This window comes from Aquimarina megaterium XH134 (genome assembly GCF_000520975.1).
Taxonomy (GTDB): Bacteria; Bacteroidota; Bacteroidia; order Flavobacteriales; family Flavobacteriaceae; genus Aquimarina; species Aquimarina megaterium.
Genome location: NZ_JACB01000016.1, coordinates 80,596 through 93,321 on the forward strand (window position 1 = coordinate 80,596; position 12,726 = coordinate 93,321).

Consider the following 12,726-nt stretch of genomic DNA (forward strand, 5'->3'; position numbering starts at 1 on the left):
GATCAGAAGAGGTTTTTTCCCTTTTTGTTGATGTCCTCCTTATCTGGTCTTTCTCTAAAAGTATTTTAACGATATTTTTTTGTCTATCTACGATAGAAGATAGATTCTATCTTTTATAATTTATTAAGGATTTTGAGCATTTTCTATTCTAAATCCTATATCTGTAATCCCTTCTAATGACGATATCCCATTTACATCACCATTCTTTCTCATGGCATGCTCTATAGTTATCTTATAATTTCCTTTTTCTTTAAAACTTACATTTTCTTTATACCACAATTTATTTTCTTTAAGATCAGAAAAACCTGTTCCTAGCCATTTCCCATCAGGAGCTGCAAGACGATACTCTAATGTATCGGTGAGTATTTTACCATTTGGAAATTTCATTTCACTAATTAAAAACAAATTGCTGTATTTATATTCATTATTGTTACGAATATTTATAAATAAATTATAGGATTGTGTTGTGTCGAGTTCTGGAAGTGTAAAACTCACTTTCTCATCCATTTCCCATGCATTAGCTACTGTATGATAAGTATCGAAAACCTGTTTATCATCGCAGGAGATCATACCAATTACAATACATACTATTAAAAAAAACCTAAGTTTTATCATTATTCCTATTACGAGACCTACGTTTTTTATTACCTCGATTATTTGATTTATTTGTTTTATCAGAATTCCCTTCTTTTGATTTGTTTGAAACTGCCACTTGTTTCTCTGAAGATCTCTTGTTTTTATTTTTTCTTTTGTTACGATTTCTTCTTTTACTACGTTTGGGCTGATCAAATCGCGTTAAGCTATCTTGTCCTACAACGTTCTCAAAATCTGTTTTAGTATCTTCTATTAATTCTGAAGCAAAATCTTCTAAGCTTGCTACTTTTTCATTGTTCTTATTTGCCGCAATAATTTCATTAACATCTTCGGTAGATATTCTGTGCCAATTCATCCATTCGCCTTCATAGGCATACCACAATAATCCTTTAAAAATATCTATTTTTTGACACACAGCAGTCCCTTTATCTGTTCGAAGCTTTATATCTGTTTTAGGAAAATTATTAAGTGCATCAATATATGCATCTAATTCATAATTAAGACAACATTTTAGTTTTCCGCATTGACCGGCTAGTTTTTGCGGATTTAAAGATAATTGTTGATACCTAGCTGCACTAGTATTTACCGATCTAAAATCGGTAAGCCAGGTAGAACAACATAGTTCCCGCCCACAGGACCCTATACCTCCTAACCGTGCGGCTTCTTGCCTAAAACCTACTTGTCGCATTTCTATACGAGTATTAAACTCGTGTGCAAATTCTTTTATTAACTGCCTAAAATCCACTCGCTCTTCTGCTGTGTAATAAAAAGTAGCTTTAGATCCATCTCCCTGAAATTCGATATCAGAAATTTTCATTTGCAGCTCTAATCTAATTGCGATTTCACGAGCACGAACCTTCATAGCTTCTTCTCTGTCGCGAGCTTTCTGCCATATATCAATATCTTTTTGAGATGCTTTCCGATATACTTTTTTTATGTCTTCACTATCAAGTTCTACTTTCTTTTTTTTCATCTGGATACGAACTAACTCTCCAGTAAGAGTAACAATTCCTACATCATGACCAGGAGAGGACTCTGTTGCAACAATATCCCCAATGCTTAAAGAAAGATTTTCTGTATTTTTAAAGAAGTTTTTTCTACCATTCTTAAATCGTATTTCAACATAAGAAAAAGGTAATGATCCACTAGGAAGTGACATATTGGATAACCAATCGAAAACTGTTAATTTATTGCAACCATCTGTACCACAGGTACCATTATTCTTACAACCCTTGGGTTGCCCGTCTTTTGCGGAGGAACAACTGTTACACCCCATATTTTTTATCTATATTGAAATTTGTCTGCGATCATAATCGCAACAAATATGGTTCTTACTAAAGTTAGAAATATATCATTTCTAACGTATCAATCGTTAAAGATACTATGAAATGAGGATAAAAAAAACTATCTGCTATAGTATCTTCACCTTTTTAGGTGTTACTTTTTATATTTTAATGCTTCAGAACGACCTTTTTTAAAGATTTTATTACTATTTCCTTTTCCTTTTCGCAGTGCTTTTTGTTCTTCAAATGATAGTCTATTAACTTCCATACATTCTTTCGAACAACAGTTTTCTAGCTCTGCCGCGCAATTTTCACATTGTATAAACAATAGATGACATGCTTCATTTTCGCAATTCACATGGGTATCACACGGGGCACCACATTGATGACAACTAGCTATTACATCTTCAGAAATACGCTCTGCTCTTCTATGATCAAATACAAAGTTTTTACCCAAAAATTTATTTTCTAAACCCTGAGCTTCGACTTGTCTTGCATATTCTATAATACCTCCTTCTAATTGAAATACATTTTTAAATCCTTTATGCTTATAATATGCACTGGCTTTCTCACAGCGTATACCTCCGGTGCAGTACATTACAAGTTTTTTATCTTCTTTATGATCTTTAAGATCTTCTTCGATAATATCCAAAGAGTCTCTAAACGTATCTACATCTGGTGTAACAGCTCCTTTAAAATGGCCTATTTCACTTTCGTAATGATTACGCATATCGACCAGTACCGTATCAGGATCTTCGATAAGTTCATTAAATGCAGAAGCATCAACATGTACTCCTTTGTTGGTAACATCAAATGTGTTATCATTTAATCCATCGGCTACAATCTTTTTACGAACTTTTACTTTTAGCTTCAAAAAGGATTTTGCGTCTTGCTCTCTTGCGATATTAAGGCGTACGTTTTCTAGAAAAGAAATACTATCCAGGTGTTTTTTAAAAGCCTCAAAATTAGGTGCTGGGACAGATAATTGCCCATTTATACCTTCTTTGGCCACATAAATACGACCCAAAACCTCGAGTTCGTTCCAATGAATAAAAAGATGATTTCTAAAAATTTGTGGATTACCAATATGTGCATATGCGTAGAAAGATAGCGTAAGTCGGTCTGTACCGGCTTCATCGATAAGAGCTGCTCTTTCTTTTGCACTTAATTTGTTGTACAGTTGCATGCTATACTTACGTTTTAAGTTAGCCCCAAACAATATATATATGGGGTAAAAGAAATTTTTTGGCAAAAATACAAATCATAAAGTAATATCCAAAAACTGCTTATTTGAGTTTGTGAATGGTCAAACTCTAATCTTATTTTTTTGTTAAAAAAATCTCAGTCCTGAAAAATGGAACTCGCAACCTATACTTTTATCTGAAGTAATTCATCTTTTCGCGAAAGATTGACACAAACCTTGAGTGTCATTAAATGTTCAGGGAACATAAATTCTTTAAAAGAAATTATAATGAAAAGCTTAAAAAACCTAATGGGCGCAAAAGTGCTTAACAAAAGACAACAACAAATCATTAGTGGTGGGTATATTACGGGAAGCGGTAATTGTGACGATTATTCTGCAATTCCATTATGCAAACCTAGAGACACAGATAATTCAGATAATGCAAATCAATAAATTCTAATTTCTGAATATAAAAAATGCCTTGAAACTTATTCCAAGGCATTTTTTTTGGGCTAATTCGTTATTAAATAATTTAACGATTAAAAAATATAATAACGAAGCTAGCCACCTTCTACTATACAATTACTGATTTTAGTAATTGTGCAGCCATCAAGATTATGTCTTACGACCTTTTTAAGAAATTTCATCTCTCTCTTTCCTTCTGCTTTTGTTCATGTTTGCTTTTTATGTAGATGCTATAAAAACAAAAGGGTTGCGCTATACTCTTGAAAAAAAATGTAATCGATGTCTAGTACAGGTTTAAAAACTCCAAATCTTAAGATAAAATACAGGTAATTGTTGTTAATAACGATTTTAGAATCCATATCCCAACTACAAAAAGAAATAGTACTTTAGCAAAAAGTTTATTACCAATGTCAAATCCCGATATATTTGAACAACAAATGAGTACAGAGAAAGACGCAAAATTAAAAGCATTAAAACTTACCCTTGATAAATTAGATAAAGCCTACGGAAAAGGAACTGTAATGAAGATGAGTGACAGTTCTGTACAAGAAGTAGACGTAATCCCTACAGGCTCTCTTGGTTTAGACCTTGCATTAGGTGTTGGTGGGTATCCTAGAGGAAGAGTCGTTGAAATCTACGGACCAGAATCTTCTGGTAAAACAACACTTACTTTACATGCCATTGCACAGGCACAAAAGGCTGGAGGTATTGCAGCATTTATTGATGCAGAGCATGCTTTTGATCGTTTTTATGCAGAAAAATTAGGTGTTGATATAGATAATTTAATTATTTCTCAACCAGATCATGGGGAACAGGCTTTAGAAATTGCTGATAACCTGATCAGGTCTGGAGCTATCGATATTATCGTTATTGATTCTGTGGCAGCACTTACTCCTAAAAGTGAAATTGAAGGTGAAATGGGAGATTCTAAAATGGGACTTCATGCACGATTAATGTCTCAGGCACTTCGAAAATTAACCAGTTCAATTAGCAAAACCAATTGTACCGTAATTTTTATTAATCAGCTTCGTGAAAAAATCGGAGTAATGTTTGGAAATCCTGAAACGACGACTGGTGGTAACGCTCTAAAATTTTATGCTTCGGTACGTTTAGATATTCGTCGTTCTACACAAATCAAAAATAGTAATAGTGAGGTACAAGGAAACAAAACACGGGTTAAAGTAGTAAAAAACAAAGTAGCACCGCCTTTTAGAACTGCAGAATTTGATATCATGTATGGAGAGGGTATTTCTAAAAACGGAGAAATTATTGATATTGGTGTAGACTACGAGATTATCAAGAAAAGTGGTTCCTGGTTTAGCTATCAAGACACCAAATTAGGACAAGGACGAGATGCAGTGAAATCTTTACTTAATGATAATCCAGAGCTTATGGAAGAACTTGAACAAAAAATCAAGGAAGCCATAAAAATTGCAAAAGAATAAAACTTTCTTAATAAAAATATTAAAATCCCGAAGCTTCGGGATTTTTTTATACCTTAAAAGCAACCTTATCTACATTAGAGCATCTACCTAATGGATAGGTTATACGATCTCTCAAAACCCCAAGAAAATGAGAAGGATAAAAATAGTTTTAACATTTTTTCTTGTAGTTATCTTAACTGGATGTTCTGATGACGACAATGGAACAAGTTTCTTTTATGAATTAGCTACTGTACAGGAAGTTTCACTGCCCGATCAGTTTAATCGAGAAGAAGTATACACAATTACTGTATCTTACTACAGACCAACTGATTGTCATTCTTTTGCAGGATTTGATTATGACAGACTAGGAAATGAACGAACGGTATCTGTAGTTAATTTGGTAGTTAATAGAGGTAATTGTAACGATTTAGAAACAACAGATCTAGTCGAAGTGTCTTTTGATTTTTTGGTAGGAAATGAAGATTCTTACATCTTTAGATTCTGGCAAGGAAGAAACGAAAATGGAGATAATCAATTTTTAACTGTAGAAGTACCTGTATTATAAATTATACCCATTTTCTAATGCATAAAAATGGGTAAACTAAAAATAGTTGTTAGTGGGTTTAGACCAACTCATAAAAAGATGTAAGAAAAAAAATGCTCAGGCGCAAGAACAATTGTATAGATTATACAGCAGTAAATTGTTTTCGATTTGCTTAAAATATTCTAGTGATGCTTCGAGTGCAGAAGACACCTTGCAAGATGCTTTTATAACCATTTTTGATAAAATCGGTCAATATAAAAACCAAGGCTCTTTTGAAGGGTGGATAAAACGAGTAACTATTAATACAGCATTACAGAAATATCGAAAACAAAAAGTTTTTGATATCATTAATGAAGAACAGATTGAAGAAGTTGAAGTTGAAGTAGATGAAGAAGAGATCTCGCTGGATTATCTTTTAGAGATTATACAGCAACTACCCGATCGATATCGATTAGTATTTAATCTTTATGTGTTAGACGGTTATTCTCACAAAGAAGTTGCAGAGATGTTAGAGATATCTGTAGGAACTTCTAAATCTAATCTGGCGAGAGCAAGAAATATTTTAAAAGAAAAATTACAAACCAACCAAGAGCTTTATGTTCGACCAATTGAAGAACGAAGATGAGTGATAAAAAAAATATAGATCGTTTATTTCAGGAAAAATTCAAGGATTTTGAAGTCATTCCCGATGAAATAGTTTGGGAAAAAATAAAGGCACGCCAAAATAAAAACAAAAAAAGAATTTTTCTGATACCATTTTGGTATAGAGTTGCGGGTGTTGCAGCATTAATTGCACTTATATTTGGCATAAGCTCCCTACCGTTTAATACTAATGATCTACAACAAAATGATACCATCACCGATTCTGATACTCAAAACATAATTGAACATACAAAAACGACACCTAACAAGCAGGTCAAACCTCTTATAGAAGATGTTATAGTCACTTCAGAAGAAAAAGAAACCAATCCCGCTAATCAAAAAACAGAAAATACTAATCTTGATCAAGACAATGATGCTGGTCAACATAATTATTTTGAGCCATCTGCTACAAAAGAAAATGCGGTTGCTAAAACTCTGGAGCAAGTACCTTCTCAACCCAAAAATGATGATGAATTGGACCCTACCTTCCATTCTGCCACTAAGAATCCAATAGTGAGTCATCCTGCAACAAATAATAACAATACAGCACAAATCTCTTCTAAGCAAAAAGAAGACCCTATTGTTACGCAAGAGAACACAATCGAGAAAACTACTATTGCTAATCAACAGGATAAAAAGTCTATTTCAGAAAAAGAACATCCTCTTTTTACAGCACCTAATGAGAAAAGTAACACAAACACTCAAAGTTTGGCAGAAAAGAGCGTTGATAATGATATAAAAAACAAAACTCCCGAAGAAGATGTTGAGAACACAAATGACAATGGTAAGAAATCTATCTTTGATGTTATAAATAAAGACGAGGAAGAAGAAATAGCTGAAGAATCCACATCAACCAAAAAATGGAATGTTGCGCCTAATGTCGCCCCTGTATATTATAGTTCTATCGGAAGCGGATCTTCGATCGATGCTCAATTTGCAGATAATAATAAAAACGGACAAGTAAATATGAGTTATGGTGTGCATGTTTCTTATGCCATAAACAAAAGATTTAGTGTGCGTTCTGGAGTAAACAAAGTAGATCTTAGTTATAATACCGAAGGTGTTGGTTTTTCTCCATCGGCAGTTGGGCAAAACCTAGAAAATGTAAGCTATAATTCTACCGCTGGAGCAATTTTGATTTCTGACATCGGAAACGTAAGAAACACAGATCTCGGATCTGAATTTTCGGATCTTAATAGAAATGCGATAGAACAAAAACAAAATGTAGGATTACTTAACCAAAGTATTGCCTATCTAGAAGTCCCTGTTGAAATGAAATATGCTTTGGTTGATAAAAAAATTGGAGTAAATATGATTGGAGGTATAAGTACATTATTCTTACAGGACAACGAAATTTCTATAGAGGCTGGTGATTTTGAAACTCCTATAGGAGAGGCCAACAATCTTAACGATGTAAGTTTTAGTGGTAATATAGGGGTGGGTGTCGATTATAAAATATCAGATCAATTTGAGATTAATCTTGAGCCAATTTTTAAATATCAGTTTAATGCCTTTAATGATAATGCCAATAATTTTAAACCATACTATTTTGGGGTATACACTGGAGTAAGTATCAAATTTTAAGAACTATAAAGATTTTTTAGTTGGTTAGGTAGTTATTGCTTTAAAAGCAATGATGAACAAAGCCGTTTCTGGGGAGAAACGGCTTTCTATTTTTTAATAATGCATCATTTAATTCAATGAATTTATCTCATAAAACGTTTTTTGCTTACTTTAATATTAATCAACCTGCCTAATTAATTTATAAGAAAACCCCTTGTCATCATTTCCTAAAACTGATACGAATAGTTCATTTTTATTAAGGGTTTTATATCTAATTTTTTTCGGAAAATCATGCTTCATATTCTCGAAAGAAAATAAGTTGTCTTCTGGTTGTTTTAATGTAAAAGAAATCCCTTTTCCTTCATTTTGATTCAAAACAGTTGCAATGTAAACTATATGAGCATCCACCAGTTTTATTTCTAATTTTTCAGAAATATGTTTTTGTTTGTTTGAGATTTTAAATGCTTCTCCTACTAATTGATTGTCAGTTTTTTTCCAAATTTCATAGTTTTCTTTTCCTTCCATTTTCCAGGTTCCTATTAAGAAATCAACTTTATGTAAATTAACTTTTTGGCCATGAGCATTATGAAAGATCAATATCATCAAAACGACACTTAGCTTTACCACCCTCATTACTTTTAATTTTATGTTTTCCATTTTTTAAAAGTAGTTTCTAAAAATTCATAACGATTGTAAAAAACCGACATTTTATTTTTTCAAAAATAAATTTGCCATATTTTTTTCAGAAAACTTGTATTTATTTGGTTCTTCTCCTGTAAACTCTTTAAAATTTTTAATAAAGTGAGATTGATCATAAAACCCAGATAGGAAAGCTACTTCTGCCCAATCTATACAACCCTTCTGAGTCAATTGAAAAATATATGAAAACCTGATAATCCTGATATAAAACTTTGGAGATAAACCTATATACATCTCAAAATAACGTTCTAAACTTCTTTCACTAATCCCAACTTTATTTTGAATCTCTTTTAGACTAAGTCTTCCTTTGTTTTTAATAATCAGTTCTACAGCATTTCTACCATTAAATCGTTTTATATTTTGTCTAGAAATAAACTTTAGGAACCAATTTTCGATGTGTTTTATTTTTTCATCAAAAGAAAGAGAACTCATAGCTACTTCTTTAATCGGTTGTAGTGTTACTAAAAGTTTTTGAGGAATCTCAATTACCTTATCTGTTAGCGTTTTCATTTTGATATCTAATAATTCAGTGAGCGCCCAAGGTTGAAACTTGATCGCAAACATTTTTGATTTTCCTGTATTTTCAAGAAAAAAACAATTTTTGATTTGGCCTGCAATTAAATATTGGCTTTGTTGCTGCCATACTCCGTTTATATTTATTTTATAAGGATCCCCCAGATGAAAAATAAGTTCAGGGTAGCCGTCAGGAATTATCTTTTCTTTCCTCAAAGCTATATCTTCCTGATAATCAACAAGCCAAAAACTTTTTATAATCCTTAATAGTTTTGGCGATGCTTTCTTTAGGGTGTAGATTTTATCCATAATTGCTACTAAACAATTAGATAGCTTCGACTAGGAGGTTTTATTTTCAAGGTCGACTTCTAATGTCTTTAAAATAAGATCTCTTGTGTTTTCTTTCAACTCTTTTTTATGATCTTGTGTTAATCCTTGGGTGGGAACCTCTTTAAGAACACGAGCTCTCATAATTCCGGGGCTTCCGCTAAAAAAAGTATATGAAAATCGCTTTTTATTATCTAGAAACGCTAATGGTACTATAGGAATTTGGTGATCTATTGCTAATCTGAAGGCTCCATCTTTAAATTCATCCAAAATCACAGATTCATCATCGGGAACCCCTCCTTCTGGAAAAATACAAATACTTGTACCATCATGTAACCTTGCCTGTGCACGATCAAATACTTCTTTCCTGCTTCGTTGGCTATTTCGATCTACTAATATACAGGTGCGTTTATAGAAAAATCCAAAGATCGGGATTTTTGCCAGTTCTTTTTTCCCTACAAATACAAAAGGATTTTTTATAGCATATAGCATTAACATAATGTCGGTCATCGAAGTATGATTAGCAACAAACATGTAACTTTTTTTACGATCTGGTTCTGCTTCTTTGATAACTTTGGGTAAAAAACCTGATCCGTACAACACAATTTTTGCCCATAACCTAGCAACTACAAAAAATTGCGAATACCATTCTTCTCTCGACGAAAGCACTAATAACACAGGAAACATAATAAGTATAGGAATACCCATAACGATATAAAACCAGATACGCCATAGCAGGATAAGTATGTTTCTTAGTATATGCATCTCCCCAAAAATACACAATTGGTTTGAGCTATGTGAACAAAAAAATTACCTTTGCCGAAAATAGTATAGTTATATACTCGAAGTATAAGTAGGCAGAATCTCGTTTATGACACTAAAATCTGTAAACTAAATACTTCATTAAATTTTAGAAATTAATAAGATACTTAACCAGGGTTTAAAACTTAAAACCGTAATAAAAGATAATATATCACCATGTCCAGAATTCTAACAGGAATACAGAGTACAGGCACTCCGCATTTAGGAAACCTCTTAGGAGCTATCATTCCGGCAATCCAAATGGCCAATGAGCCAGAAAACGATTCGTTTTTATTTATTGCCAATATGCACTCGCTTACACAAATCAAGGATGCCAAGACATTACGAGAGAACACCTACTCTACTGCTGCTGCCTGGTTGGCTTGTGGGCTGGATATAGAAAAAACAGTTTTTTATCGGCAAAGTGATATCCCGCAGGTGACAGAATTATCTTGGTATCTAAGCTGCTTTTTTCCTTATCAGCGACTAACACTTGCACATTCATTTAAGGATAAAGCGGATCGTCTAGAGGATGTAAATGCTGGATTGTTTACATACCCTATGCTAATGGCTGCGGATATCCTACTCTATGATGCAGAAATTATACCTGTAGGAAAAGATCAACTACAACATCTTGAAATGACTCGTGATGTAGCTTCGCGAATGCACAACCAAATGGGTGAAATGTTTGTAATACCCGAAGCCCAGGTACAAAAAGAAACTATGTATGTGCCAGGAACAGATGGTAGCAAGATGAGTAAATCAAAAGGAAATATCATTAACCTGTTTTTGCCAGATAAGAAACTACGTAAACAGATTATGTCTATCGAGACCGATAGTACTCCGCTAGAAGAACCAAAAGATCCTGATACCTGTAACTTATTTGCTCTATATAAGCTTATCGCTACTGTAGAACAACAAGAAGAAATGCGTAAGAATTATCAGGGAGGAAACTACGGATATGGACATGCGAAGCAAGCTTTTTATGAATTATTGATTGAAAAATTTGCTTCTGAACGTGAGCGCTATGCCTATTATATGGATAATCTTAATGAAATAGACGAAGCCCTTGCTATCGGAGCTCAAAAAGCTACTGCTATTGCCGATACTGTATTGGCAAGAGTTAGAGAAAAGGTTGGATACTAGATGTAAGAAGTTATCATGGAATTTCTATTCGAAATTACGTATGACTTTTTAAAATTTTTTGAAAAGCTTACTGGTTTTTCTTAATTCCTTTTACCTGGATGTTTTTATTAGATAAGATCACAGAAAAAAACTATTTCAAAATTGGATTTTTCGCAATTGTTCTCATTATACTAATAACGATTCCTGATTTTGAGAATTTTGCCAATTGGTCATTTAATAGTTCTGTTGATTTTTTAAATCTTTTCAATAATATTGGTAGTAATTACAAGACTTCTTCTGTTGTGATTTGTTTATTAATTCCATTGTTAATCTACGGTTTACTCATTAGAAAGGCATATTTCAAAAAAAGATAATCACTTTTACCTTATTATTTCATATGATAAAAAATCAATTCAGGCCCATCAAAGAAGCGTTGGGAGTACTAACTTCGACAAACCTGACTTGACAATCATATAATGGAGATTATATGATCTGTTAAAATAAGTTGATCATTTTACCTTTAGGATTACATTATATGTCTTATTCTTTTTATTAAAAATAACAGGGTATTTTCCTTCTTTTATCAAATTACCCTTAAGTCCTAGCTTTTTAGCATAAGATGTGTCCAAAGTCAAATTGTTTTTAAGATAAAATATATTGGTTTCTGGCTCTGGATCACTATATTTTATTGACATCAAATCATTTTCACCATAAAACTGCAATCCAAGGATACTTTCGTTCATAGCAAACGGCATGGCTTCCATATTGGATTTGATATCCAATTTAAATGCATCTTTAATAGAATCTAATACTCTGGGATCAATCTTATAGACTAGGATCCAAGGATCATTATAATCCCAACCACAAGGTATTATTTTACAAGGATTCAAAATGTCTAGTGGAGGAGTAATTGCGAGTCCAGGGTTTGTTTCACATTTCCATTCTACACATGTGCTATCGGGATCAAATTCGCAACTTTTCTCACCGGTGAAAGAATTTATAACTTCTTTAGCATTAAATTGAAAATGAGTTATACAAATCTCTCCCCAACCCTTTGCATTGATCTGAATATCTTGATCAATTACAGTTTGTTCTTCTATACTGTTTTCTTGCTCGCAAGCCCATAGGGTAATAAGCAATACAGCCATAATATTTAATGTTACTTTTTTCATGATTAATACGGTTTTAATAAGAGTTATTTCTTTGTTTGGCCGAACGTTTTATAATCAATTGATCGAATACCATAAAGTTATAAAGCATTATATCTGGATAGTATCATAGATGTAACCAATCCTAAAAAATATGTAACATTGAAATAAAGGGGGATTTACCCCCTATTTTTGAAGGGGTTACAACTAGTTTTAGTCATTATTTTAAATAAATAATAGTTAAAATGTATAGTTCATATAAAAAAAATTAATACATCTCATACGGGTTCCCGTAAGAAGTGTAAGAGTTTTCGTCGTAATTTAAGATCAGGGAAAATTCTTAAGAACATGTTTAGAAATTATATACATCGAAAATTGGTAGTTTTCAGAAAATACACTTTTTAAACAGTTTCTT

13 protein-coding genes are annotated in these 12,726 nt (G+C 32.7%); 6 read left to right on the forward strand and 7 right to left on the reverse strand.

The window, feature by feature from the left end; all coding sequences use genetic code 11:
* Window positions 1–123: 123 nt before the first annotated feature.
* The 3 genes from Z053_RS0112020 to trhO all read right to left on the reverse strand — a co-directional run bounded on the left by Z053_RS0112020 (window position 124) and on the right by trhO (window position 3,063).
* Window positions 124–615 carry a gliding motility lipoprotein GldH gene (locus tag Z053_RS0112020; protein ID WP_025665260.1) on the reverse strand — a complete coding sequence of 164 codons (492 nt, stop codon included), beginning with the start codon at window positions 613–615 and terminating at the stop codon, window positions 124–126.
* Window positions 602–1,870: a PSP1 domain-containing protein gene (locus Z053_RS0112025; protein ID WP_025665261.1), complete on the reverse strand. Its 1,269-nt coding sequence runs from the start codon at window positions 1,868–1,870 to the stop codon at window positions 602–604. The genes Z053_RS0112020 and Z053_RS0112025 overlap by 14 nt, the downstream gene beginning before the upstream one ends.
* A 161-nt stretch (window positions 1,871–2,031) precedes the next feature.
* Window positions 2,032–3,063: an oxygen-dependent tRNA uridine(34) hydroxylase TrhO gene (gene trhO, locus Z053_RS0112030; RefSeq protein WP_025665262.1), complete on the reverse strand. Its 1,032-nt coding sequence runs from the start codon at window positions 3,061–3,063 to the stop codon at window positions 2,032–2,034.
* 285 nt (window positions 3,064–3,348) lie between these two features.
* Here trhO and Z053_RS31485 point away from each other — a divergent pair, with 285 nt between their 5' ends.
* From Z053_RS31485 to Z053_RS30085, 5 genes are all read left to right on the forward strand, one after another.
* On the forward strand, window positions 3,349–3,513 hold the full coding sequence (locus Z053_RS31485) for a hypothetical protein (protein WP_160170081.1): 165 nt from the start codon (window positions 3,349–3,351) through the stop codon (window positions 3,511–3,513).
* Window positions 3,514–3,962: 449 nt separating this feature from the next.
* Window positions 3,963–4,970 carry a recombinase RecA gene (gene recA / locus Z053_RS0112040; RefSeq protein WP_025665263.1) on the forward strand — a complete coding sequence of 336 codons (1,008 nt, stop codon included), beginning with the start codon at window positions 3,963–3,965 and terminating at the stop codon, window positions 4,968–4,970.
* A gap of 127 nt (window positions 4,971–5,097) precedes the next feature.
* Complete coding sequence (locus tag Z053_RS0112045) at window positions 5,098–5,514, forward strand: lipoprotein (protein ID WP_025665264.1); 417 nt, start codon at window positions 5,098–5,100, stop codon at window positions 5,512–5,514.
* Window positions 5,515–5,566: 52 nt separating this feature from the next.
* Window positions 5,567–6,118: an RNA polymerase sigma factor gene (locus Z053_RS0112050; protein ID WP_025665265.1), complete on the forward strand. Its 552-nt coding sequence runs from the start codon at window positions 5,567–5,569 to the stop codon at window positions 6,116–6,118.
* Entirely contained in the window at window positions 6,115–7,719 is a 1,605-nt protein-coding gene (locus tag Z053_RS30085; protein ID WP_025665266.1) for an outer membrane beta-barrel protein, read from the forward strand. The genes Z053_RS0112050 and Z053_RS30085 overlap by 4 nt, the downstream gene beginning before the upstream one ends.
* Before the next feature lie 156 nt (window positions 7,720–7,875).
* Here Z053_RS30085 and Z053_RS0112060 read toward each other — a convergent pair whose 3' ends face one another.
* Genes Z053_RS0112060 through Z053_RS0112070 form a run of 3 tightly spaced genes read right to left on the reverse strand, consistent with a single transcriptional unit; the run spans window position 7,876 to window position 10,002 of the window.
* Complete coding sequence (locus tag Z053_RS0112060) at window positions 7,876–8,355, reverse strand: DUF6265 family protein (RefSeq protein WP_025665267.1); 480 nt, start codon at window positions 8,353–8,355, stop codon at window positions 7,876–7,878.
* Window positions 8,356–8,406: 51 nt separating this feature from the next.
* Window positions 8,407–9,219 carry a helix-turn-helix domain-containing protein gene (locus Z053_RS0112065; RefSeq protein ID WP_025665268.1) on the reverse strand — a complete coding sequence of 271 codons (813 nt, stop codon included), beginning with the start codon at window positions 9,217–9,219 and terminating at the stop codon, window positions 8,407–8,409.
* Window positions 9,220–9,249: 30 nt separating this feature from the next.
* Window positions 9,250–10,002 carry a lysophospholipid acyltransferase family protein gene (locus Z053_RS0112070; protein ID WP_025665269.1) on the reverse strand — a complete coding sequence of 251 codons (753 nt, stop codon included), beginning with the start codon at window positions 10,000–10,002 and terminating at the stop codon, window positions 9,250–9,252.
* A gap of 213 nt (window positions 10,003–10,215) precedes the next feature.
* Between Z053_RS0112070 and trpS the strand changes: the two genes are divergently transcribed.
* Window positions 10,216–11,184: a tryptophan--tRNA ligase gene (gene trpS, locus Z053_RS0112075; RefSeq protein WP_025665270.1), complete on the forward strand. Its 969-nt coding sequence runs from the start codon at window positions 10,216–10,218 to the stop codon at window positions 11,182–11,184.
* Between the two features lie 488 nt (window positions 11,185–11,672).
* Here trpS and Z053_RS0112085 read toward each other — a convergent pair whose 3' ends face one another.
* Window positions 11,673–12,335, reverse strand: coding sequence for a hypothetical protein (locus tag Z053_RS0112085; RefSeq protein ID WP_025665272.1), 663 nt, complete (start codon window positions 12,333–12,335; stop codon window positions 11,673–11,675).
* Between the last annotated feature and the right edge of the window lie 391 nt (window positions 12,336–12,726).

Excerpts from the sequence above, each read along its gene's own strand:
- Z053_RS0112020 (WP_025665260.1), bottom strand. The coding sequence starts at position 615 with ATGATAAAACTTAGGTTTTTTTTAATAGTATGTATTGTAATTGGTATG.
- Z053_RS0112025 (WP_025665261.1), bottom strand. The coding sequence starts at position 1,870 with ATGGGGTGTAACAGTTGTTCCTCCGCAAAAGACGGGCAACCCAAGGGT.
- trhO (WP_025665262.1), bottom strand. The coding sequence starts at position 3,063 with ATGCAACTGTACAACAAATTAAGTGCAAAAGAAAGAGCAGCTCTTATC.
- Z053_RS31485 (WP_160170081.1), top strand. The coding sequence starts at position 3,349 with ATGAAAAGCTTAAAAAACCTAATGGGCGCAAAAGTGCTTAACAAAAGA.
- recA (WP_025665263.1), top strand. The coding sequence starts at position 3,963 with ATGAGTACAGAGAAAGACGCAAAATTAAAAGCATTAAAACTTACCCTT.
- Z053_RS0112045 (WP_025665264.1), top strand. The coding sequence starts at position 5,098 with ATGAGAAGGATAAAAATAGTTTTAACATTTTTTCTTGTAGTTATCTTA.
- Z053_RS30085 (WP_025665266.1), top strand. The coding sequence starts at position 6,115 with ATGAGTGATAAAAAAAATATAGATCGTTTATTTCAGGAAAAATTCAAG.
- Z053_RS0112060 (WP_025665267.1), bottom strand. The coding sequence starts at position 8,355 with ATGGAAAACATAAAATTAAAAGTAATGAGGGTGGTAAAGCTAAGTGTC.
- Z053_RS0112065 (WP_025665268.1), bottom strand. The coding sequence starts at position 9,219 with ATGGATAAAATCTACACCCTAAAGAAAGCATCGCCAAAACTATTAAGG.
- Z053_RS0112070 (WP_025665269.1), bottom strand. The coding sequence starts at position 10,002 with ATGCATATACTAAGAAACATACTTATCCTGCTATGGCGTATCTGGTTT.
- trpS (WP_025665270.1), top strand. The coding sequence starts at position 10,216 with ATGTCCAGAATTCTAACAGGAATACAGAGTACAGGCACTCCGCATTTA.
- Z053_RS0112085 (WP_025665272.1), bottom strand. The coding sequence starts at position 12,335 with ATGAAAAAAGTAACATTAAATATTATGGCTGTATTGCTTATTACCCTA.